Source organism: Amycolatopsis sp. NPDC049253, from assembly GCF_040678995.1.
GTDB lineage: Bacteria > Actinomycetota > Actinomycetes > Mycobacteriales > Pseudonocardiaceae > Amycolatopsis.
In genome coordinates this window covers 150,823-171,225 of the sequence record NZ_JBFAQX010000007.1, presented here as the reverse complement: position 1 = coordinate 171,225, position 20,403 = coordinate 150,823, and the positions used below count along the sequence as shown (strand labels likewise).

Below are 20,403 nucleotides of genomic sequence, written 5' to 3'. Positions count from 1 at the left end.
GTCCAAACTCTAGCACCAGTTGACAACAGACAGACCTGTCTGTTTGGTTGCGGTGATGGTCGGGATCGGTGAGCAGGCAACCGCGCGGTGGTGGTCCACCGCGGCGGTCGGCGCCGGCGTGATCGCGCTCTGCTACGGCTTCGCGCGTTATGCCTACGGGCTGTTCGTGCCCCGGTTCGGCGAGACGTTCGGGCTCACCACCGTCGGCATCGGTGTGCTGGGCGGACTGTCCACCGCGGGCTACGGCGTCGGGCTGCTGCTTTCCCTGCGTACGGCCACGCGATCCGCGCGCGGCACCGTGGTGCTGGCCGGCGCGTTGGCGGCGGTGGGGCTCGGGCTCATGGCCACCGCGCCGGACGTGGCCGTGTTCGGCACCGGGATCGTCCTCGCGGGCGGCAGCGCGGGCCTGGTCTCGCCCGGCGTCGCGCAGCTGATCGGGGAAACGGTCGGGGTGCGCCGCCAGGTCCGGGCGCAGACCTGGGCCAACACCGGGACCGGGCTCGGGCTGGCCGCGTCCGCGTTCACCCCGCTGCTGGCGTTCGGCTGGTCGTCGATCTGGGCGGGCTTCGCCGTGCTCGCCGCGGCGATGACGGTGCTCGCCTGGCGGACGTTGCCGCGTCCGTCTGCGGCTGCCGAGATCCCGGCGGAGTCCACGCTCGTCCACGGCCTCGTGCCGCTCGTGGTCAACTCGGTCCTCATCGGGGTGACCAGCGCGCCGTACTGGACGTTCTCCAGCTCCCGCCTCACCGCGACGGGCCTGAGCCCGATCGCGGCGACCTGGTGCTGGTTCACCATCGGCGTGGCCGGGCTGCTCGGCGGACTGGCCGGGCGGGCCGCCGAGCGCGTCGGGTTGCGGACCGCCAACCTGGTCACGTGGACGCTGGCGGCGGCCGGCCTCGCGCTACTGGCCCTGCCGACGCCTGGTCTCTCGGGCGCACTCGTCTCCAGCGCGTTGTTCGGCAGCACCTACATGGCCCTGACCGGGCTCTGCATCCTCTGGGCCGCCCGGCTGTTCCCCACGCGCCCGGCCCGGGGTGTGACCTGGTCGTTCGTCGGCCTCGGCGTCGGGCAGACCGCGGCGTCACCACTGGCCGGCGCGGCGGCGTCCGGGATCGGCCTGGCGGCGGTGTTCGGGCTGTCCGGGCTGGTGGCGCTCGCCGCGTGGAGCCAGCTCGACGCCCGCCTCGCCCCGCCGTCAGGTCCCGGCGGGTAGCAGATCTTCGTCGGGCAGCTCGACCGGCTTGCGCCGCAGGCTCCCCAGCAGCACGCCGCCGATCACCACGGCCGCGGCGACGATCTCGAGCACGGTGGGCACCTCGTCGAGCACGAAGTACGACGCCGTGAGCCCGACCACCGGCACGAGCAGCGAGAACGGCGCGACGACGCCGGCGGGGTGGTGCTTCATGAGCGTGGTCCAGATGCCGGAGCCGACGACGGTGCCGAACACGATCACGTAGGCCATGCCCGCGACGCCGATCAGGCCGGTGGTGGTGCCGAGCGTCGTGAGCGAATGCCAGCCGGCTGTCGGGCCTTCGAAGACGAAGGACAGCGCGAGCATCGGCAGCGGCGGCACCACGGACATCCACAGCATGAGGTGCATCGGGTTGTCGGGCGTCGCGCGGCGCATCGCGAGGTTGCCGAACGCCCAGCTCAGCGCGGCCAGCACCGTCAGGATCACCGGCAGCAGCGCGGCGTGCGAGGACTGCTGCCACGCGATCGCCGTCATGCCGGCGACGGCCAGCAGGATGCCGGCGAGCTGGCGGCCCGACACGCGTTCGCGCAGGAGCACGGCGCCGAGCAGCACGGTGAACGGCGCGGACGCCTGCAGCACCAGCGAGGCCAGGCCCGTCGGCATGCCGAGGTCCATGGCGACGAACAGGAACGCGAACTGGCCGGTGCCGAACCCGAGGCCGTAGCCGAGCAGGTAGCGCAACTTCACTTTGGGCCACGGCACGAACAGGATCGTCGGGATCGCGATCAGCGCGAACCGCAGCGCGCCGGCGAACATCGGCGGGAACTGGCCCAGCGCGGCGTGGATGGCGAGGAAGTTGCAGCCCCACAGCACGGCGACGAGCACGGCGAGGAGACGGTCACGTGCGGGCATGTCCTCCACTGTGCAGGCGCGGATCGTGAAGGACCAGCGAGAAAAACTGCACTGACCGTGTAGCCGCGCTTCACATAAACTACGCATCGTGGACCTCGGAAGACTCCGGACATTGCGGGAGTTCGCGGACCGCGGCAGCGTGACGGCCGCGGCGAGGGCGCTGCACTGCACCCCTTCGGCGGTGTCGCAGCAGCTGCGCGCGCTGCAGGCGGAGGTCGGCCTGCCGCTGACCGAGCCGGACGGCCGCGGTCTGCGGCTCACCGACGCCGGCCGGGCGCTCGTCGCGCGCGCCGACGAGGTGCTCGCCGCGCTGGATCGGGCGGAATCCGAGCTCGACACGTACCGAAGTGCGCCGCGCGGGCGGGTGCGGATCGCGATCTTCCAGTCGGCGGGGCTGATGCTGCTGCCGGGGCTGCTCACGCGCGTCGCGGCGTTCGACGGCCTGGAGGTGGACGTCCGCGATGTCGACATGACGCCTTCGGACGTGCCAGGGCTGGTCGCGGACTACGACGTGGTCGTGACGCACCGGGACGAGCACGCCGGTGAGTTCACCTCCGACCGGCTCGAGGTGGTGCCGCTGCTGCGCGAGCCGCTGGACGTCGCGTTGCCGGCCGGGCACGTGTTGGCGCGGCGGCGCCGGGTGGATCTCGCGGACCTCGCCGACGAACGCTGGATCTCCGTGGACCACGGGTTCCCGGTGGACGACGTGCTGCGGTCGCTGACCGTGCGGACGGGGGTGCGGCCGCAGATCGTCCAGCGCATCAACGATTTCCGCATCACCGAACGGCTCGTCGCGGCCGGGCACGGCATCGCGTTGCTGCCGCGGTACACGATGGACGCGCGGCGGGGCAGTGGTCTGGTCGGGCGTCCGCTGGCGGGGATCCGCGCTGCGCGGCTGGTCGAGGTGGTGTGTCGGCGCGGCGCGTTGTCGCGTCCCGCGGTGGCGACGGTGATCGCCCAGCTGCGCGAGGAAGTGGCGGCGTTGACGAGCTAGTTGCGGGCTCCGCGGCGGACGCCGAAGGTGATCGCCACGCCCAGCAGCGTCGCGACGCCGAAGGAGAGCAGCATGCTGACCACCGGTTCGTCGATGAGCTCGCCGCCGGCGTAGCCGAGGAAGGCGACGTACGACGTCCACAGCGTGATGCCGATGGCCGACGCGCTGAAGAACTCGCCCATCGGCCAGCGCAGCGAGCCGGCCAGCAGCGCGCCGACCGTGCCGCCCGAGGGCAGCCAGCGGGCGACGACCAGGATCGGGCGCGGGTGGCGTTGGAGGCGGCCGTCGAGCCAGGCCAGGCCGGCGGCCATCTTGCGGCGCCGGCTCAGACGTGCCAGCACCCGGGCGCCGCCGAAGCGGCCCAGCGCGTACAGGACCTGGTCGCTCACCAGGCACCCGGCGGTGGCGACGGCGATCACCACGGCCAGCGACGTCCCGCCCTGCGCGGCCGCGATGCCCATGCCGAGGATCGTCACCTCGGTGGGCAGCAGGGGCACCAGCGAGACGACGAACAGCACCACGAGCCCTGCCGTCGTTGCGTCCACACTCCCATTAACCGCCGTGAGCGGGCGGATGAGTCCCGTTCACCGAGTACTCACAGCAAGGCACAGGCGGTACACAGCTTGGGTTAACCATGACAGCGGGTGTCATGGTTAACCGCGACCTTGGTCCGTATGAACCTTTCGGGAAAGATCGCCCTCGTCGCGGGCGGCACACGAGGTGCGAGCCGAGCGATCGCCGTGGAGCTGGGCCGCGCGGGCGCCTTCGTGTACGTGACCGGCCGGACGTCGGGCGCCGGGCGGTCCGAAGTGGACCGTCCGGAGACGATCGAGGAGACGGTTGCGCTGGTCGAGGCGGCCGGTGGCCAGGCCGAGGCCATCCGCGTCGACCACCTCGTGCCCTCCGAGGTCGCGGCTTTGGCCTCTCGTCTGGACCACCTGGACATCCTCGTCAACGGCCTCTGGGGCGGCGACCGCCACTTGGAATGGGGCAAACCCGTCTGGGAACACTCCCTGGACGCGGGCCTGCGCATGATCCGCCTGGCCATCGACGCGCACCTCATCACCAGCCACCACCTGCTGCCGCTGCTGATCGACCGCCCGGGCGGTCTGGTGGTGGAGCTGACGGACGGCACCGCGTCGTACAACGCGAAGTACCGCACGGGGACTTCGCTGCCCTTCTACCTGGCGAAGGCCTCGGCCCATCCGCTGGCGATCGGCGAAGCCGCCGAGCTGGCGCCCTTCGGCGGCACGGCCGTCGCCTTCACCCCGGGCTGGCTCCGTTCGGAGGCGATGCTGGAGCACTACGGCGTCACGGAAGCCACCTGGCGCGACGCGGTGGCGAAGGAGCCGCACTTCGCGATCTCGGAATCCCCGACGTTCTGCGGCCGCACGATCGTCGCGCTCGCCGCGGATCCCGACCGGGCCCGGTGGTCGGGTCAGACGGTGAGCAGCGGGCAGCTCGCGCAGGCGTATGCGGTCGACGACGTGGACGGCAGCCGCCCGGACGCGTGGCGGTACCTGGTGGAGGTGGCGGACGTCGGCAAGCCGGCGGACGTGAGCGGCTACCGCTGAGCGTTGCGGGCGGCGAGTTCGGTGCCGATGTCGGCCAGGGCAGCCCTCAGCTCCGGCGGGTCGAGGACTTCGACGCCGGGGCTCAACGCCACGAGCTGGCCGAGGGCGATCTCGCCGCCTTCCAACGCGAGTTCCGCCATCGCCCAGCCGTCGGCGTCCGGCTCGGCCAGGGAGAGGACGGTGTCCGCGAGGTGTTCGCCGCCGAAGACGCGGCGGAGTTCGCGGACGGCGAGGCGGTTCAGGCGGGCCCGCACCCGCACTGGGCGGGAGACCTGTTCGAAGGTCGCGGAGGACGTGTGCCACCAGGTCGGGAGGTCGAAATCGGCGGGACGGTCGAACGCTTCGGCGAGCTCGTCGGCGTCGAGGATCCGGGAGACACGATACGTGCGGTAGGCGTTCTCGACCCGCGCTACCAGGTACCAGACCCCCGCCTTCAGCACGAGGCCCAACGGCTCCAGCACCCGGTCGGCGACTTTGTCCTTGCGCTGATAGGAAATCGCGAGCCGGCGCTGCGTCCAGACCGCGCGCGAAACGGTGCCCAACGCCGGCGGCTGGTCAGCGCCACCGAACCACCCCGGCGCATCCAGGTGAAACCGGCCGGCCACCAGCGCCGCGTGCTCGCGCAGCTCAGCCGGCATGCCCGCCGAAACCTTCGCCCGGGCGGCGCTGCCGGCGGTGTCCAACCCCAACCCGGCCAACGCTTCCGGCGCCCCCAAAGCGAACAGCGCCACGGCTTCCCGTGCGGTCAGCCCCTCGAGTCCGGCCCGCCAGCCGTCGACGAGCCGGAAGCCGCCGTGCCGCCCCTGCTCCGTCCACAGTGGAACGCCGGCGTCCCGCAACGCCGCCAGATCGCGGTGCATCGTGCGTTCCGAAACACCCAGCTCGGCGGCGAGCTCGGAGGCGGTCGCGCTGCGGCGGCGCTGCAGCGTGAACAGCAGCGCGACCAGCCTCTCCGCTTTCAAGACAACGTCAGCGGTTCGCCCGGTTGACCGCGCTCACCACCGCGCGCAGCGACGACGTCACGATCGACGGGTCGATGCCCACGCCCCAGAACACGCGGTCGGAGATCGCGCACTCGATGTACGACGCGGCGCGCGAGTCGTCGCCCGGGGTCAGGGTGTGTTCGCTGTAGTCCAGGAGCCGCAGGTCGAAGCCGACGGTGGACAGGGCGTCGAAGAAGGCCGCGATGGGACCGTTGCCGCGGCCGGTGATGTCGTGTTCGTCGCCGTCGACGGTCACCGTGGCTTCGATGTCGTACTCGCCGCCGCCGTTGTCGGTCACGCGCTGGCGCACCAGCTCCAGCGGGGTGCGCGGCTCGAGGTACTCCTTCGAGAACGCGTTCCACATCGTGGCCGGGTCGACCTCGCCGCCTTCGGTGTCGGTGTAGGCCTGGACCACCTTGGAGAACTCGATCTGCAGGCGCCGCGGCAGGTCGAGCTGGTGCTCGGCCTTCATGATGTAGGCGACGCCGCCCTTGCCCGACTGCGAGTTCACGCGGATCACGGCCTCGTACGTGCGGCCGACGTCCTTTGGGTCGATCGGCAGGTACGGGACCTCCCACGGGTACTCGTCCACGGGCACGCCGGCCTTGTCGGCAGCGTCCTTCAGCGCGTCGAGGCCCTTGTTGATCGCGTCCTGGTGGCTGCCGGAGAACGCGGTGAACACCAGGTCGCCGCCCCACGGCGTGCGCTCGCCCACGGGCAGCTGGTTGCAGTACTCGACGGTGCGCTTGATCTCGTCGATGTCCGAGAAGTCGATCTGCGGGTCGACGCCCTGGCTGAACAGGTTCATGCCCAGCGCGACGAGGTCGACGTTGCCGGTGCGCTCGCCGTTGCCGAACAGGCAGCCTTCGATGCGGTCGGCGCCGGCCTGGTAGCCCAGCTCGGCGGCGGCGATGCCGGTGCCGCGGTCGTTGTGCGGGTGCAGCGACAGGATCACCGAGTCGCGGCGCTCCAGGTTGCGGCTCATCCACTCGATCGAGTCGGCGTAGACGTTCGGCGTCGCCATCTCGACGGTCGCCGGCAGGTTCAGGATCACCGGCTTCTCGGGCGTCGGCTGCCAGATCTCCGTGACGGCGTTGCAGACCTCGAGCGCGTACGACAGCTCGGTGCCGGTGTAGGACTCCGGCGAGTACTGGAAGCGGAAGTCGGTGTCCGGCTGCTTGGCGGCCAGCTCGACGACCATCTCCGCGCCCTGCGTCGCGATCTTCTTGATGCCCTCGCGCTCCTCGCGGAACACCACGCGGCGCTGCAGGATCGAGGTCGAGTTGTAGATGTGCACGATCGCGCGCGGCGCGCCCTCGAGCGACTTGAACGTGCGCTCGATCAGCTCCGGGCGGCACTGCGTCAGCACCTGGATGCTCACGTCGTCGGGGATCGCGCCCTCGTCGATGATCTCGCGGACGAAGTCGAAGTCCGTCTGCGACGCGGCGGGGAACCCGACCTCGATCTCCTTGTAGCCCATGCGTACGAGCAGGTCGAAGAACTTGCGCTTGCGCGCCGGCGACATGGGGTCGATCAGGGCCTGGTTGCCGTCACGCAGGTCCACCGCGCACCACAGCGGCGCGCGCTCGATGCGCTTCTCGGGCCACGTGCGGTCGGGCAGCTCGATGTTCTCGATCAGCTCGTACCAGGGCTTGTAGCGGTGGACGGGCATCGACGTGCCGCGCTGCGGGTTCCAGCGGGGCTGGTCCGCGGGCGCCGGGCGCGACGGCGTGCGGACACGGGAGGTGTTCGTGCGGGGGTCGTTCGTGGCCATGGGTGAAGACGTCTCCTGACGAGGTGGGTGCATACGACCGGCACCACAAAGCCCCGCGACGAGGAGCCGGTCTGGTCAGGCCCCGTCGCGGCAGCGAAGCAGGAGAGCACGCGCCACGAGGTCACCTTAACCACGGAACGCGGCCGTTGTGAAGTCACCTCCGCGATCGAACTGTTACGTCCGGTGCCCGCTGGGTGTTACCAGCGGGTAGCGGGCGGGGGTGTGACGTGTCAGACTGCCGGGCATGGGCGAGCACGCCGAACAGACACCTGAGGCGGAGACCGAGCCGCGGCCGAAGCGCGCCGAGATCGACTGGCGACGCACCCGTGAGCAGGTGTTTTCCTTCCTCGCCACGCTCGTGCGGTGGGTCGGGCTGATCTTCGCCGCGATCCTCGTGCTGCACGTGATCTTCACCGTCGGCGAGGCCAATCCGGACAATGGAATCGTCTCGTTCGTCCGAAGCTGGGCCGACGTTCTCTCGATCGGCTTCAAGGACCTCTTCACCCCGAGTGACGCGAAACTCAGGGTGCTGGTCAACTACGGCATCGCGGCGATCTTCTGGCTCGTGGTGTCCGGGATCGTCGCGAAGATCCTCCGCCGCATCGGCGGCGGCCTCTCCTCCTGACCGCGGTCACGGGCCGTTCCCGCCGTGGCGTGAACGGCCCGTTCGCACGGGTCCGGCTCCGGATCAGCTCTGCCAGGTGATCGGCTTGCTGCCGTAGTCCGTGCCCGGCGCCTGGTCGCTGTAGTCGCCCTCGTTGTACGACGCGCCGGTCACCGTCGTGCCGGCCTGCGCCACCGCGAGCACGCAGCTTTCGTACGTGGCGCCCTTCGTGGTGAAGTCCTTGCCCGCGTCGCCGCTGTCGCACTTGTCGAACGTGCCGATCACGGACACGCCCTGCGCTTCAGAGCCGTCCGGGAGCAGGGCGTTCATCAGCCCGAGCGAGGTGTAGGAGAAGTCCGTGCCGCTCTCGTTGGAGACGGTGACGCGCACGTAGTACGGCGTCATGCCCTTCGCCTTGTCGCCCAGGTCCAGCGGCGCGAGGTCGGCCTCGGTGCCCTTGTCGATCGACTTCACCGTGACGCCGATCGAGCCGGTCTTGTCCTCCGACTTGAACGGCACGATCGCCTTCTCGCCCAGCTTCAGCTTGGTGCCCTGCGGCGTGAACCCGCCGGCCGACGACGTGTTCCCCGTGCCGCCCGACGACGCGGAGCTGCTCGTCTCGGGAGCGCTCGCGCTGCTGCTGCTCTGGCTCGGCGCGGGGGCGCCGGACGCGGCCGAAGGCGTGCCGTTCGTCTCACCCGCACAGCCGGCCAGCGCCAGTACCGCCGCGGAGACCCCCAGGACCGCCAGCACACGACTACGCATGATCGTTCTCTCCTCGTGTCCACCCAGTGTGTTGCCGGCTTCGATGCGGTGCCCCGATCAGCGGTTCCCCGGTCGAGCGACATTACTTAGCGGTGCGAAGCGAATGCGATCAGTCGTCCGGCGGTTCAGCCACCCAACGCGGGCGTGCCCCATTCGCCGCTGAACGCGAACTCACTCAGCGGAATCCGCTGCCGCGGCTTGCGCTCCCGCTCGATGCGCCGCTCGTCTTCCAGCACGGCGGCCTCGGCGGCGTGTCCCACGGCGATGGCCACGCGCGGCACGGCTTCGTCCGGCAACCCGAACGACGAGCGGACCGCGTCGGGCGAGAAGCCCGCCATCTGGTGGGCGATCAGGCCGAGTTCCACGGCCTGCAGCACCAGGTTCTCGCTCGCCAGGCCGAGGCCGTATTCCGCGTAGGGGACCTCGCCCTTCTCGTTCGTGGTCACCATCACGCCGACGAGCAGCGCGCCCGCGCGGAACGCCCAGGCCTGGTTGCCGCTGTTCAACGCGGCCAGGATCCGGGCGAACGTGGTGTCGCCACGGCGGCCCACGAGGTAGCGCGCGGGCTGGGTGTTGCCGAAGGACGGCGCCCAGCGCGCGGCCTCCAGCAAGGCGGTCAGTTCACGCGGGGACACCTCGGCGGTCGCGTCGAAGGCGCGGGGGCTCCAGCGCTCGGCGACGGCCGGGATCACGGGGACGCTCGTCTCGGCGGGTTTGCGCACGTCCCGCACCGTAGTACGGCGGGAGTGCTCTCCATCACTCCGGAGGAAGGGCTTCGAACATTTCGGTGGTGTTAAGGAAGATTTACTTCCAACACACCCTCGATCGGTGTGCGCCGCCACTCGATTGAGTGGCGAGCGCGGTCGGCCCCGGTAGAGTTTCGCCCAAGTGAAGGGACGCGGGGGCTCCTCGGTGCCCACCAGGAGCAGACCCGGCCCGTCAAGGAGGTTCGGGCTGTGGCCCTCGTGGTCCAGAAGTACGGCGGATCGTCGCTGGAAAGTGCCGACCGGATCAAGCGCGTCGCCGAACGCATCGTCGCCACCAAGAAGGCGGGCAACGACGTCGTCGTGGTGTGCTCGGCGATGGGTGACACCACCGACGAGCTGCTCGACCTGGCGCAGCAGGTGAACCCCGCGCCGCCGGAGCGGGAGATGGACATGCTGCTCACCGCCGGTGAGCGCATTTCGAACGCACTGGTCGCGATGGCGATTTCCGCGCACGGCGCGGAGGCGTGGTCGTTCACCGGTTCGCAGGCGGGGGTCGTCACGACGTCGGTGCACGGCAACGCGCGCATCATCGACGTGACGCCGAGCCGCGTCACGGAGGCGCTGGAGCAGGGCTACATCGCGCTGGTGGCCGGGTTCCAGGGCGTTTCCCAGGACACCAAGGACATCACGACGCTCGGCCGCGGTGGTTCGGACACCACCGCCGTCGCGCTCGCCGCGGCGCTGGGCGCCGACGTGTGCGAGATCTATTCCGATGTGGACGGTGTGTACTCGGCCGACCCGCGGATCGTGCCGGACGCGCGGAAACTCGACACCATCCCGTACGAGGAGATGCTGGAGCTCGCCGCGAGCGGTTCGAAGATCCTGCACCTGCGTTCGGTCGAGTACGCGCGCCGCTACGGCGTGCCGATCCGAGTCCGCTCTTCCTACAGCGACAAGCCGGGCACCACCGTGACCGGGTCAATCGAGGAGATCCCCGTGGAACAAGCGCTGATCACCGGTGTGGCACACGACCGTTCGGAGGCCAAGATCACGGTCACCGGCGTGCCGGACCACGCCGGGGCGGCCGCCCGGATCTTCCGCGTGATCGCCGACGCGGAGATCGACATCGACATGGTGTTGCAGAACGTGTCCAGCACGATCTCGGGTCGCACCGACATCACGTTCACGCTGTCGAAGGCCAACGGCGCCAAGGCCGTGCAGGAGCTCGAGAAGGTCAAGGCCGAGATCGGGTTCGAGACCGTGCTCTACGACGACCACGTCGGCAAGGTCTCCCTCGTCGGCGCGGGGATGCGCTCGCACCCCGGTGTCACGGCGACGTTCTGCGAGGCGCTCGCGCAGTCGGGTGTCAACATCGAAATCATCAACACCTCGGAGATCCGCATCTCGGTGCTGATCCGCGACGCGCAGCTCGACGACGCCGTGCGCGCGATCCACGAGGCGTTCGAGCTCGGCGGCGACGAAGAAGCCGTCGTCTACGCGGGGAGTGGTCGCTGATGGGCAACGGTCTTCGCGTCGGGGTGGTCGGGGCGACCGGCCAGGTCGGCGGTGTGATGCGGAAACTGCTGGCGGAGCGCGGTTTCCCGGTGGACGAGATGCGTTACTTCGCGTCGTCCCGGTCAGCGGGAACGAAGCTTCCGTGGCAGGGCGAGGAGATCACGGTCGAGGACACCGCCACGGCGGACCCGTCCGGTTTGGACATCGCCCTGTTCTCCGCGGGCGGTTCGACTTCGCGTGAGCAGTCGCCGCGCTTCTCCGCCGCGGGCGTGACGGTGATCGACAACTCGTCGGCCTTCCGCCGCGACCCGGACGTGCCGCTGGTCGTGAGCGAGGTCAACCCGGAGGCCATCAAGGAGGCGCGCAAGGGGATCATCGCGAACCCCAACTGCACCACCATGGCGGCCATGCCGGTGCTCAAGCCGCTCCACGACGAGGCCGGCCTGCTGCGCTTGATCACGAGCACCTACCAGGCCGTGTCTGGCAGCGGCCTCGCCGGTGTCGACGAGCTGGCCGCCCAGGTCAACGCCGTCGCCACCCGCGCCGCCGCCCTGACCCACGACGGTTCCGCCGTGGACTTCCCGGCCCCGGCCAAGTACGTGGCGCCCATCGCGTTCAACGTCCTGCCGATGGCCGGCTCCGTCGTCGACGACGGCTCGTTCGAGACGGACGAGGAACAGAAGCTGCGCAACGAAAGCCGCAAGATCCTTGGCCTGCCGGAGCTGCTCGTGTCCGGCACCTGCGTCCGGGTCCCGGTGTTCTCCGGACACGCGCTGTCGATCAACGTCGAGTTCGCGCAGCCCATCTCGGTGGAGCGGGCCACGGAACTGCTTTCGGTGGCGCCCGGCGTGCAGCTCTCGGACGTCCCCACGCCGCTGCAGGCCGCGGGCAAGGACCCGAGCTTCGTCGGCCGCATCCGCTCCGATCCCGGCGTGCCGGACGGCCGCGGGCTGGCGCTGTTCGTGGCGACGGACAACCTGCGCAAGGGCGCCGCGTTGAACGCGGTGCAGATCGCGGAGCTGGTGGCCGGCAACCGCTGATCCCCGGTGTGACACAGGGCCGTCTTCCCCCGGGAAGGCGGCCCTGTCTCATCGGGTCGAGCTCAGCTGCCGAACCGGCCGGAAGTCCGGCGACACACCGGAAACCACGAGCAGCATCCGCAGCGGCAAGACCTCCGGCGTCGGCGCTGCCGCTTCGTCGAGCGCGGTCGTGATCGCCTCGGCACCCGGATCGTCCACGAGCAGCTCCGGCGGCCCGGGCCACGCCATGCGCCAGCGCACGACTCCCGCGTCGGCCAGGGCCGCCGTGACGACGAGGGCCAGGCGGTGGCGGACGGAAGCCACGACGTCCGTGGCACCGGATTCGGCGAGGAACGCGAGCTCACCCGTGGCCAGCCGATCGAGCGCGGCCCCGAGGGTGAGGCCGCCGAGGACCTCCAGGGCCGAGCACGCGATCTCGTGCCGCTGGGACAGGTCGGCGAGCGTGTCCCAGTCGGCGCGCGGCATGGCGCGCTGTTCCTTGGAGAGCAGCTGCGCGAAGGCGTGGTCGAGCGTCTCGTCGTCGGCGAGCAGTGCGCTGGCCCGAGGCTCGTCACCGAGGGGGAGCTCGGCGTCGAGCAGCTGCCGGAAGCCCGCCATCGGCATCGCCGGCAGGAATCCCGCTCGCAGGCCGAGCGCGGCGTAGCGGACCAGGAACAGCTCCCAGAGCTCTTCGATCACCTCGCGTTCCCACCGCACCTCCGCCGCATCCGGCGCGGCCAGCGCTCGTTCGGCGACGCGCAGGTAGTACTCGGTGAAAGCCCGCACCGCGGGACGGGCCGGCGCGGTCCAGCGCGGAGCGTGGGCCAGGGTGTCGCGCGTCCGCGACAGGAACCGCGCACCCCACGCGATCGCCGGGCGGAAGCGGACGTCCTCGCCGAGCGCGCGGCGCACCAGCGCGCTCAGCTGCGCCGGGTTCACCGCCGCGAGCAACGGCACCCCGATGACGAGCCGGCGGCGCGACGCGAGCCGCACCGCGACGCCGGCGTCGAGCCGGACGGACGCGGGGGCATCGACGCCGACGTCGTCCGCCGCGGAGTGCACCAGCTCCCATAGCCCCGTCGAAGCGGGCGTGAGCCGGATCGTCGGCGTGGGGTCGGCGCGCGAGCACAGTGCGGTCACGAGCGTCGCGAGTCCCGGTGCCAGGACCAGCAAGGCCAGCGCCCCGGGGGACATCACCACGCACAGCACGACCTCCGCCGCGACGAACCCGCCGACGGCGAGGACCACGACCAGCCAGAACGCGGCGAGGAGCCCCACGGCACGCAGCGCCATCCGGACCTCCTCGCTCGGTCTTGTCGGATATCGCTCGCGGCGGCGACAACGTTTCGTCACTCCACTGTGGACTTGGCCTTCTCGGCGAGGTGACAGGCCAGGTACCGGGTCTTGCGGAACTCGACGACCGGTCCCTTCTTGCCGTACGCCCACATGTTGGCGTCCGCGTGCACGCCGAGGTGCCGGAACTGTTCCACGGCCTCCTCGCCGCGCCCGAGCTCAACCAGCGCCCGCGCGGCGTACGCCCGGCTCGTCGCCGTGCCCGGCGCGTCGCCCCCCTCGCCTTCGAGCCAGGGCAGCAGCCGGTCGACGGCCGGCGCGACCAGCGAGTTCCGCCACGCGCCCTCGACCCCGCCGAACTCCGCTTCGTGCGCCGCGGCCAGCGGCAGCCACGCGAGCTTCGGGTGCTTCGCCTCGCCTTCTTCGGCGAACGCCCACATCAGCTCGTGCGACCCAAACCACTTCTCGCACCAGTACTGCAGCGCGGAGCCGTGCGCGGGCAGGTTCAGCGGGTCGCGAGCGACCAGTTCGTTCCACACCTCGCGGAACGTGTCGTTGTCGTACTGCCGGCCGCGTGCGACCGCCAGCATCGTCACCCACGGCGTGGGGTCTTCGGGCGCCAGTGCCGCCGCTTCGTGGGCCGCGGGCACGGCGGACTCGAGGATGGCGAAGAACTTCTGGAACTGCTCGCGGCTCACGTGCTCGGCCCGCAGCCCGCTGCGGACCTGCCAGGCCAGCTGCACGAGACTCTCGACGTTGACGGCGGCGGCGTCCGCGTCGCCCGGCCGCTCGCTCTGCCAGCGTTCCAGCCCGATCTCGTCGTTCGCCACGACCTCACCGAGCTGGCGCACGAGGAACGTGCGCCGGTCCCAGTCCGTGCCGATCTCGGTCAGCAGGCGCGCCGCCGGTTCCCAGCCGCCGGTCACGAGCGCCTGGCGAGCCTCGTCGATCTCGCGGTCGCCGACGAAATCGGCGCGCGTGACCTCGCTGTCCGGCGGCAGGCCGAACTTCGTCACGTCCGGCATCTCGACCTTTGGCGCCTTCTTGTCCGGCGCGACGTAGCGCGCCAGGTCCTCGCGGCTGAGCGAGGCAGTGAACTCCGCGACGCTCATCCCGCGTTCGCGGGCGGCCTTGGCCAGCGCGAACGCGGTCTTCCGGCGTCTCGAGTTGAACAGCAGGCTCACGATTCCCATGGGTTTCCTCTCAGGAACGGATCGGGTCGGGCTCGGCGGCGGGCAGCAGCGCCCGCAGCCCGGCGGTGTCCCCGGTGACGGCGGCGTCGAGCGCCGGGGAGAGCGATTCGGCGTACGGCTCGTCGAGCGTCAGCTCGGCCGGCCCGGACCACGAGAGCGTCCAGTGCGCGAACCCGGCGCGGGCGAGCTGCGAGACGACCACAGTGGACAGTCGGTCCCGGACGGATTGGCCGAGAAGCTCCCGGCGGGCTCGCGCGCCGGCACCGGCGGGCACCTTGAGGCCAGGATCGGCCAGGTCTTCGAGCCGACCGGCGTCGAGTGCGTCGAGCAGGCCGTGAAGCGACCGTCCGGTGAGGATCTTCGTCGCGTTCTCACCGAACTGGTGCCGGGTGGCGGCGTCGACGAGGGTCGGCCAGTCCGTCGGCTTCTTCCGGCGGGCCTCGGTCGACAGGCCGGTGAGCAGCGCTTCGTCGAGCGTCGCGGAAGCGTTGTGCAGGATCTCGGTTGCCGGGCGCTCGCCGCCTTCCGCCACCGGCACGACGGGTGCCGCTTCGAGCACCGCGATGCGCTCGAGTGTGGCGGGGTGGCTGTCGTACCGCGAGACCTCGCGTTGCGGCGGGTTCTCCCGCACCTTGTCGATCTCCACCGCGCGGCTGTCGTCGGCCAGCAGGTGCCGGTAGCCCTCGGCCAGCCGGGCCGGCACGTAGCCGGCCGTCCAGCCCATCGTCGCGTAGGTGTTCAGAAAAAAACGCCACACCACGGCCAGCGCCTCGATCTCGCGCAACGCGCTGCTCGCCGCGGCAGTGCCCGCGACCCGGGCGGCCGCGGCGTCGGCGGCGAGCTCCTGGTCGCGGCTCACCCGCATCGACACGGCGAAGTAGAGCTTGGCGTAGGCGTGGAACAGCGAGCGCAGCATTCGGCCGAACCAGCTGGTGCCGTTCAGTCCATTCACGACTCGGCCGATCGTCTGCCGCCCGCGGTAGGTCGCGCCGCCGAAGCGGGTGTCGCGGTTGCTGTAGTGCGCGAGCTCGTGGCCCAGCACCGCGCGGAACTGGTCGATCCGCAGGCCGGCGAACAGCTGCGCGCCGATGAACAACCGGCGTCGCGTCACCCGCAGGCCGAGCCAGCGAGTCTGTTCGTTCACGGCCGCGTTGACCTGCGGCACCAGGTAGATCTCGTCCGGCGGCCGGGTGCCGACGGCGTCGGAGAGCTCGCGGACGAGCGCCCACAGCCCGGGCTGCGCTTCGGGCGTCACCGGCAGCCCTGAGCCGCCGTCGTCGTGGGTGCGTTCGATGGTGAACAGGGCCTGCAGCAGCACGTAGACCGCCGGCACGGCGATGATCGCCAGCCGCAGCCCGATGCTCGGCGAGTCGTGGATCGCCCAGACCTCGGCCGCGACGATCGCGGCGACGATCACCAGCACCAGCACGGGAAATCCGGCCAGCAGGACAACAGCGAGCAACGCTCGCGAAGAGTTCTTCATGGAAAAGCGGATTCCTCCCAGGCGGCGCTTCGAGCGCCGGGCTCGATCATCCTGGCGGGTATCGGCGGAAACCTCGATTTCGTTTCGCTCACGAAACGACGTTGGCCGGGCTACTCCGGCATATCGTGCTATTCGGACGATTGTCCCCCTGGCTCAGGTTGATCCATTGTGGAGCGGGCACCCGTTCGGCTCGGGGATCAGGCGGACGGAACACGATCGCCACCCCGCCGCGGTAGGTCGTGCTGGCGAACCGGACGCGTAACACGACGATCGCGGCGACAAGGGCCAGTACCAACACCGCAAGCCCGGCCAGCGCGACGGCGGCGGTAGCGGTAGCAAAATGCCGCCGGGAGCGACGATTTCGTTTCGCCCGTGAATCCGCCACGGCGAAAACCCCTGGCGCCACCTGGTCCTCGCGGGGGATGCTCTTCGAAGAATCCCAGCCAGGAAAGGAAAGTCATGTACACGGCGGTAGACGGTGCTCGCGTCCCGATCCGGATGTGGGCCGACCCCACGTCGGTCGAGGAACAAGCCATGCGCCAGCTGCACAACGTCGCCAATCTGCCTTGGGTGCACGGCGTCGCGGTGATGCCCGACGTCCACTACGGCAAGGGCGCCACCGTGGGCAGCGTGATCGCCATGCGTGACGCGGTGTCCCCGGCGGCGGTGGGCGTCGACATCGGCTGTGGGATGAGCGCGGTGCGCACGTCGCTGACGGCGGCGGACCTGCCCGACGACCTCGGCCGGCTGCGGCGGCGGATCGAGTCGGCCGTGCCGGTGGGGTTCGGGCTGCACAAGACGCCCGTGAACCCCGCGAAGGTCCACGGCGTGGGCGGCTGGGACGCGTTCTGGAAGTCGTTCGGCGATCTCCACGAGGGCGTGCAGGGCCTGCACGACCGCGCGGCGCGCCAGGTCGGGAGCCTCGGCGGGGGGAACCACTTCATCGAGGTCTGCCTGGAACAGGGCGGGGCCGACGAGGGCCGCGTGTGGCTGATGCTGCACTCGGGTTCGCGCAACATCGGCAAGGAACTCGCGGAGCGGCACATGGCCGTCGCGCGCAAGCTGCCGCACAACGCGGATCTGCCCGACCGCGACCTCGCCGTGTTCGTCGCGGGCACGCCGGAGATGGCGGCCTACCGGCGTGACCTGTTCTGGGCGCAGGACTACGCGGCGCGCAACCGGGCCACGATGGTGGCGCTGGTCAAGCTCGCCGTCGCCGAGGTGATTCCGGGGACCACGTTCGACGAGGCGATCTCGTGCCACCACAACTACGTCGCCGAGGAGACCTACGACGGCGTCGACCTGCTCGTGACCCGCAAGGGTGCGATCCGGGCCGGTGCGGGCGACCTCGGGATCATCCCGGGCAGCATGGGCACCGGCTCGTACATCGTGCGCGGGCTCGGGAACACGGCGTCGTTCGAGTCGGCTTCGCACGGTGCGGGGCGGCGGATGTCGCGGACGAAGGCGCGCAAGACCTTCACCGCGGCCGACCTCGCGGCCCAGACCGACGGCGTCGAGTGCCGCAAGGACACCGGCGTGGTCGACGAGATCCCGGCGGCCTACAAGGACATCGACGCGGTGATCGAGGCGCAGACCGACCTCGTGGAGGTCGTGGCGCACCTCAAGCAGGTCGTCTGCGTGAAGGGGTGAAGGTGCTCGAGGCGCCACTTCCGGCGCCTCGAGCCCGCTACGCTCGAGCCATGACGAGGTGGGGAGCGGTGGCCGCGTTGGCGGCTGCCGGAGCATTGCTGGCCGGGTGCGACCAGGTCAACTCGGCGGTGGACACGGCCAGCTCGACGGCCGACAAGGTCAGCACCTGCACACAGGCGCTGGGGCTGGCGGACCTCAACCCGCTGGTCGACCCCGACAAGCTCAAGGCCCGCGCGCAGGACAAGGAACAACGCCTGCGCGCGCTGGCGGCCGACGTGCAGGAGCAGGACGTGAAGAACGCGCTGCTCGGCATGGCCGACTCCTACGTCGAGGTGCAGAAGGAGCACATCCAGGACGCCGGCGTGGTCGCCGCGTGGGCCAAGCGGAACGTCGCGAAGCTCGACGCGTTGCGCAAAGCCTGCAGCTGACTCAGCGGCGCGCCTGCACGGCCGCGGCCATCGCCGGCGCCGTGGCGGCCCGGCGCCGGTGCGTCCACACCAGGCCCGCCGCGGCCAGGACCAGACCACCGGCGCCCGCGGCGACGAAGCCCCACGCCGGGCTCGAGTGGTCGATCGCGAAACCCACCACGGGGCTGCCGGCGGCCAGGCCGAGCCGCGTCGACGCGTCCTGCAGCCCCATCGCCTCGCCGCGCACGGCCGGGGGCGCGATGGCGCTCACCGTCTCCGTCGTCGCGGCCAGCGTCGGGGCGCAGAGCAGATTCGTCGGGATCAGCACGAGCATCAGCAGCCACCACGGCTGGTCCGCCAGCCCCACCGGCAGCACCAGCGCGGCGAGCAGCAGCATCAGCACACCCTGCGGCAACGACTTCTTCACGGCGCCGTGCACGATCCCGCCGAGCATCGAGGCCGCGCACATCACCGCGATGACCAGGCCGGTCCAGCCGACATCGCCGTGGGAGCGCAAGACTGCCAGCGTCGCGACCTCCGTGCCGACCAGGCAGAACAGCGCGCCCGCGGCCACCAGCAGCGTCGCGAGCAGCCGGCCGGTGAGCCACGACCGCAGCGGCGGCCGGACGGAGCCGGCGGGGGCGAGCTCGTCCTCGTTCCGGATGGGCGGGTTGAGCAGGAAGATGAGCAACGCCGTGCCGCCGAAGAGCACACCGATGCCGCTGAGCGTGAACGTGGCCGACAGCGAGGTGATCGCCGCGATGCCGGCGGCCGGGCCGATCATGAACGACGCCTCGACGAGGATCGTGTCGAGCGAGTAGGCCGCGCGCCGGTGCTCGGCGGGCACGAGCGCCGCGAGGATCTGGCGCGCCAGCGAGCCCGCGGGCACGGACAGGAACCCGGCGGGCAGCGCGCACGCCACCAGCACCGCGTAGGAGAGGTGGGGCGCCGCGACCCAGAAGGCCGTGGAGGCGACGCCGCAGACGCCGACCACCGGACGCAGGCCGTAGCGGTCGATCGTGCGCCCGAGCAGCGGCGCGCCCAGCGCCATGCCGAGCGTGGTGGCGGCGCCGACGACACCGGCCGCGCCATAGCCGTGGCCCAGGTCGGTGACCACGTACAGGGTGAGCGTGACGCCGGTCATCGTCATCGGCAGACGCGCGAAGAACATCAGCGCCATCGACGGACGGACACGGGTCAGGGTCAGGACCTGGCGGTACGGCTCGAAGGGCACGTACCTCATGAGAGCAAATCCTGGTACGCGCGTGCAACTTCTTTTGGGGCGATCTTCGTGACAGTTGCTGTCAAACGAGAGCGACAGCGACAATCGCCCCATGACCCCGGCTGAACCGACAGGCCTGCGCGAACGCAAGAAGGCCCGCACGCGCGAGGCGATCCAGCGGCACGCGCTGCGGCTGTTCCAGGAGCAGGGCTACGCGACGACCACCGTCGAGCAGATCGCGGCGGCCGCGGACATCTCGCCGAGCACGTTCTTCCGCTACTTCCCGACGAAGGAGGCGACGGTCCTCTACGACCGCATCGACCCGCTGCTCGTCGAGGCCGCCCGCCGGCAGCCCGAGGACCTGACGCTGCTCGGGGTCGTCCGCGCGACGCTGCGCGAGGTCTACGACAACCTGCCGCCTGAGGTGTGGGCCGAGGAGCGGCGCCGGCAGCTGCTGGTGTTCTCCGTGCCGGAGCTGCGCGCGAAGGTGGTGGACAACTACGTCTCGGGCATCACGATGCTCGTCGAGCTGGCCGCCGAACGGACCGGTCGCGCCCGCGGCGACTTCGAGGTGCGCAACTGGGCGGGCGCGGTCGTCGGCGTCATCCTCTCCACGGCGCTGGCGGCCGCGGCGGATCAGAGTGCCGATTTCGTGGCCCTGCTGGAACGCGCGTTCACGCACCTCGAAGAAGGCCTGCCGCTCTGAATCGCGGCAACTCGCAATCCTGGCGCGAAACAATTCGCGAATGTTTTTGCGCATTGGTGTGCTGACCTCGGCGTGCGCGGTTCGGTGCGCATTCGTGCGCTGTTTCCGCTGGTCTCCGTGGCGGAGATCTGCGCGTGACCCGGCTACTCCACCGGTGGCGGTGCGTGCGTGGGGGACACCCCGACCGGAGCAGTGGCGACACGCGGTCCGACGGAGTGATGAGGGTAAACGATCACGTAATACACCTGTGTGGGTGAGCAACAGGGCCATTCGTGGCGGACGGCTACTCCGAGTCCGATTCATGATCGGTCACGATGATCTTCAGGGGGATGGGCAAGCCGTCCACGTTAATCAATTGCGGGCATGTTCCCGAAAGACGGATTCGGCACGTAAGGGTTAGAAAACGTCCC

The 20,403-nt window shown here is 70.6% G+C and carries 19 protein-coding genes; 9 read left to right on the top strand and 10 right to left on the bottom strand.

Annotation, left to right across the window (positions count from 1 at the left end; all coding sequences use genetic code 11):
• Positions 1-55 precede the first annotated feature (55 nt).
• The gene (locus AB0K15_RS18530) at positions 56-1,213 is read left to right on the top strand and encodes a YbfB/YjiJ family MFS transporter (protein WP_364051351.1); all 1,158 of its coding nucleotides are present in this window, start codon (positions 56-58) and stop codon (positions 1,211-1,213) included.
• Here AB0K15_RS18530 and AB0K15_RS18525 read toward each other — a convergent pair.
• Complete coding sequence (locus AB0K15_RS18525; protein ID WP_364051348.1) at positions 1,196-2,104, bottom strand: EamA family transporter; 909 nt, start codon at positions 2,102-2,104, stop codon at positions 1,196-1,198. The two genes, AB0K15_RS18530 and AB0K15_RS18525, sit on opposite strands and share 18 nt — an antisense overlap.
• A gap of 88 nt (positions 2,105-2,192) precedes the next feature.
• On the opposite strand from AB0K15_RS18525, the gene AB0K15_RS18520 reads away from it, so the two are divergent.
• The gene (locus AB0K15_RS18520) at positions 2,193-3,098 is read left to right on the top strand and encodes a LysR family transcriptional regulator (protein ID WP_364051346.1); all 906 of its coding nucleotides are present in this window, start codon (positions 2,193-2,195) and stop codon (positions 3,096-3,098) included.
• Here the strand turns inward: AB0K15_RS18520 and AB0K15_RS18515 are convergent.
• Positions 3,095-3,643, bottom strand: a complete 549-nt coding sequence (locus AB0K15_RS18515) for a DedA family protein (protein WP_364051345.1) — start codon at positions 3,641-3,643, stop codon at positions 3,095-3,097. The genes AB0K15_RS18520 and AB0K15_RS18515 overlap by 4 nt on opposite strands.
• A gap of 129 nt (positions 3,644-3,772) precedes the next feature.
• Between AB0K15_RS18515 and AB0K15_RS18510 the strand changes: the two genes are divergently transcribed.
• Positions 3,773-4,672 carry an SDR family oxidoreductase gene (locus AB0K15_RS18510; RefSeq protein WP_364051342.1) on the top strand — a complete coding sequence of 300 codons (900 nt, stop codon included), beginning with the start codon at positions 3,773-3,775 and terminating at the stop codon, positions 4,670-4,672.
• On the opposite strand, the gene AB0K15_RS18505 is transcribed toward AB0K15_RS18510, so the two are convergent.
• Together AB0K15_RS18505 and leuA are read right to left on the bottom strand one after the other, a co-directional pair.
• Positions 4,663-5,634, bottom strand: a complete 972-nt coding sequence (locus AB0K15_RS18505; protein WP_364051339.1) for a YafY family protein — start codon at positions 5,632-5,634, stop codon at positions 4,663-4,665. The genes AB0K15_RS18510 and AB0K15_RS18505 overlap by 10 nt on opposite strands.
• 7 nt (positions 5,635-5,641) lie before the next feature.
• A complete protein-coding gene (gene leuA / locus AB0K15_RS18500; RefSeq protein ID WP_364051336.1) occupies positions 5,642-7,429 on the bottom strand; it encodes a 2-isopropylmalate synthase in 1,788 nt (595 codons plus the stop codon).
• Positions 7,430-7,673: 244 nt separating this feature from the next.
• Between leuA and AB0K15_RS18495 the strand changes: the two genes are divergently transcribed.
• A complete protein-coding gene (locus tag AB0K15_RS18495) occupies positions 7,674-8,054 on the top strand; it encodes a hypothetical protein (RefSeq protein WP_364051333.1) in 381 nt (126 codons plus the stop codon).
• Positions 8,055-8,117: 63 nt separating this feature from the next.
• Here AB0K15_RS18495 and AB0K15_RS18490 read toward each other — a convergent pair whose 3' ends face one another.
• Complete coding sequence (locus AB0K15_RS18490) at positions 8,118-8,798, bottom strand: hypothetical protein (RefSeq protein ID WP_364051330.1); 681 nt, start codon at positions 8,796-8,798, stop codon at positions 8,118-8,120.
• A gap of 125 nt (positions 8,799-8,923) precedes the next feature.
• Positions 8,924-9,520: a nitroreductase family protein gene (locus AB0K15_RS18485; RefSeq protein ID WP_364051327.1), complete on the bottom strand. Its 597-nt coding sequence runs from the start codon at positions 9,518-9,520 to the stop codon at positions 8,924-8,926.
• A gap of 234 nt (positions 9,521-9,754) precedes the next feature.
• Between AB0K15_RS18485 and AB0K15_RS18480 the strand changes: the two genes are divergently transcribed.
• Positions 9,755-11,020: an aspartate kinase gene (locus AB0K15_RS18480; RefSeq protein ID WP_364051324.1), complete on the top strand. Its 1,266-nt coding sequence runs from the start codon at positions 9,755-9,757 to the stop codon at positions 11,018-11,020.
• Positions 11,020-12,060, top strand: a complete 1,041-nt coding sequence (locus AB0K15_RS18475; protein WP_364051321.1) for an aspartate-semialdehyde dehydrogenase — start codon at positions 11,020-11,022, stop codon at positions 12,058-12,060. The genes AB0K15_RS18480 and AB0K15_RS18475 overlap by 1 nt, the downstream gene beginning before the upstream one ends.
• Before the next feature lie 48 nt (positions 12,061-12,108).
• Here the strand turns inward: AB0K15_RS18475 and AB0K15_RS18470 are convergent, their stop codons facing one another.
• Genes AB0K15_RS18470 through AB0K15_RS18460 form a run of 3 tightly spaced genes read right to left on the bottom strand, consistent with a single transcriptional unit; the run spans position 12,109 to position 16,008 of the window.
• Positions 12,109-13,332 carry a hypothetical protein gene (locus AB0K15_RS18470; RefSeq protein ID WP_364051318.1) on the bottom strand — a complete coding sequence of 408 codons (1,224 nt, stop codon included), beginning with the start codon at positions 13,330-13,332 and terminating at the stop codon, positions 12,109-12,111.
• Positions 13,333-13,388: 56 nt separating this feature from the next.
• Positions 13,389-14,525 (bottom strand): DUF4034 domain-containing protein, encoded by a 1,137-nt coding sequence (locus AB0K15_RS18465; protein ID WP_364051315.1) that lies wholly within the window; start codon positions 14,523-14,525, stop codon positions 13,389-13,391.
• A gap of 10 nt (positions 14,526-14,535) precedes the next feature.
• A complete protein-coding gene (locus AB0K15_RS18460) occupies positions 14,536-16,008 on the bottom strand; it encodes a M48 family metalloprotease (protein WP_364051312.1) in 1,473 nt (490 codons plus the stop codon).
• A gap of 459 nt (positions 16,009-16,467) precedes the next feature.
• Here AB0K15_RS18460 and AB0K15_RS18455 point away from each other — a divergent pair, with 459 nt between their 5' ends.
• Together AB0K15_RS18455 and AB0K15_RS18450 are read left to right on the top strand one after the other, a co-directional pair.
• On the top strand, positions 16,468-17,658 hold the full coding sequence (locus AB0K15_RS18455; protein ID WP_364051309.1) for an RtcB family protein: 1,191 nt from the start codon (positions 16,468-16,470) through the stop codon (positions 17,656-17,658).
• A 50-nt stretch (positions 17,659-17,708) separates the two neighbouring features.
• Positions 17,709-18,086: a hypothetical protein gene (locus tag AB0K15_RS18450; RefSeq protein ID WP_364051306.1), complete on the top strand. Its 378-nt coding sequence runs from the start codon at positions 17,709-17,711 to the stop codon at positions 18,084-18,086.
• 1 nt (position 18,087) lies between these two features.
• On the opposite strand, the gene AB0K15_RS18445 is transcribed toward AB0K15_RS18450, so the two are convergent.
• Positions 18,088-19,245 carry an MFS transporter gene (locus tag AB0K15_RS18445; RefSeq protein WP_364051955.1) on the bottom strand — a complete coding sequence of 386 codons (1,158 nt, stop codon included), beginning with the start codon at positions 19,243-19,245 and terminating at the stop codon, positions 18,088-18,090.
• A gap of 154 nt (positions 19,246-19,399) precedes the next feature.
• Here AB0K15_RS18445 and AB0K15_RS18440 point away from each other — a divergent pair, with 154 nt between their 5' ends.
• Positions 19,400-19,993, top strand: coding sequence for a TetR family transcriptional regulator (locus AB0K15_RS18440; protein WP_364051303.1), 594 nt, complete (start codon positions 19,400-19,402; stop codon positions 19,991-19,993).
• Positions 19,994-20,403: the final 410 nt, after the last annotated feature.

What these genes read in the sequence shown, in the direction of transcription:
- AB0K15_RS18530 (WP_364051351.1), top strand. Translation starts at nt 56, where the DNA reads ATGGTCGGGATCGGTGAGCAGGCAACCGCGCGGTGGTGGTCCACCGCG.
- AB0K15_RS18525 (WP_364051348.1), bottom strand. Translation starts at nt 2,104, where the DNA reads ATGCCCGCACGTGACCGTCTCCTCGCCGTGCTCGTCGCCGTGCTGTGG.
- AB0K15_RS18510 (WP_364051342.1), top strand. Translation starts at nt 3,773, where the DNA reads ATGAACCTTTCGGGAAAGATCGCCCTCGTCGCGGGCGGCACACGAGGT.
- leuA (WP_364051336.1), bottom strand. Translation starts at nt 7,429, where the DNA reads ATGGCCACGAACGACCCCCGCACGAACACCTCCCGTGTCCGCACGCCG.
- AB0K15_RS18495 (WP_364051333.1), top strand. Translation starts at nt 7,674, where the DNA reads ATGGGCGAGCACGCCGAACAGACACCTGAGGCGGAGACCGAGCCGCGG.
- AB0K15_RS18490 (WP_364051330.1), bottom strand. Translation starts at nt 8,798, where the DNA reads ATGCGTAGTCGTGTGCTGGCGGTCCTGGGGGTCTCCGCGGCGGTACTG.
- AB0K15_RS18475 (WP_364051321.1), top strand. Translation starts at nt 11,020, where the DNA reads ATGGGCAACGGTCTTCGCGTCGGGGTGGTCGGGGCGACCGGCCAGGTC.
- AB0K15_RS18470 (WP_364051318.1), bottom strand. Translation starts at nt 13,332, where the DNA reads ATGGCGCTGCGTGCCGTGGGGCTCCTCGCCGCGTTCTGGCTGGTCGTG.
- AB0K15_RS18465 (WP_364051315.1), bottom strand. Translation starts at nt 14,525, where the DNA reads ATGGGAATCGTGAGCCTGCTGTTCAACTCGAGACGCCGGAAGACCGCG.
- AB0K15_RS18460 (WP_364051312.1), bottom strand. Translation starts at nt 16,008, where the DNA reads ATGAAGAACTCTTCGCGAGCGTTGCTCGCTGTTGTCCTGCTGGCCGGA.
- AB0K15_RS18455 (WP_364051309.1), top strand. Translation starts at nt 16,468, where the DNA reads ATGTACACGGCGGTAGACGGTGCTCGCGTCCCGATCCGGATGTGGGCC.
- AB0K15_RS18450 (WP_364051306.1), top strand. Translation starts at nt 17,709, where the DNA reads ATGACGAGGTGGGGAGCGGTGGCCGCGTTGGCGGCTGCCGGAGCATTG.
- AB0K15_RS18445 (WP_364051955.1), bottom strand. Translation starts at nt 19,245, where the DNA reads ATGGCGCTGATGTTCTTCGCGCGTCTGCCGATGACGATGACCGGCGTC.
- AB0K15_RS18440 (WP_364051303.1), top strand. Translation starts at nt 19,400, where the DNA reads ATGACCCCGGCTGAACCGACAGGCCTGCGCGAACGCAAGAAGGCCCGC.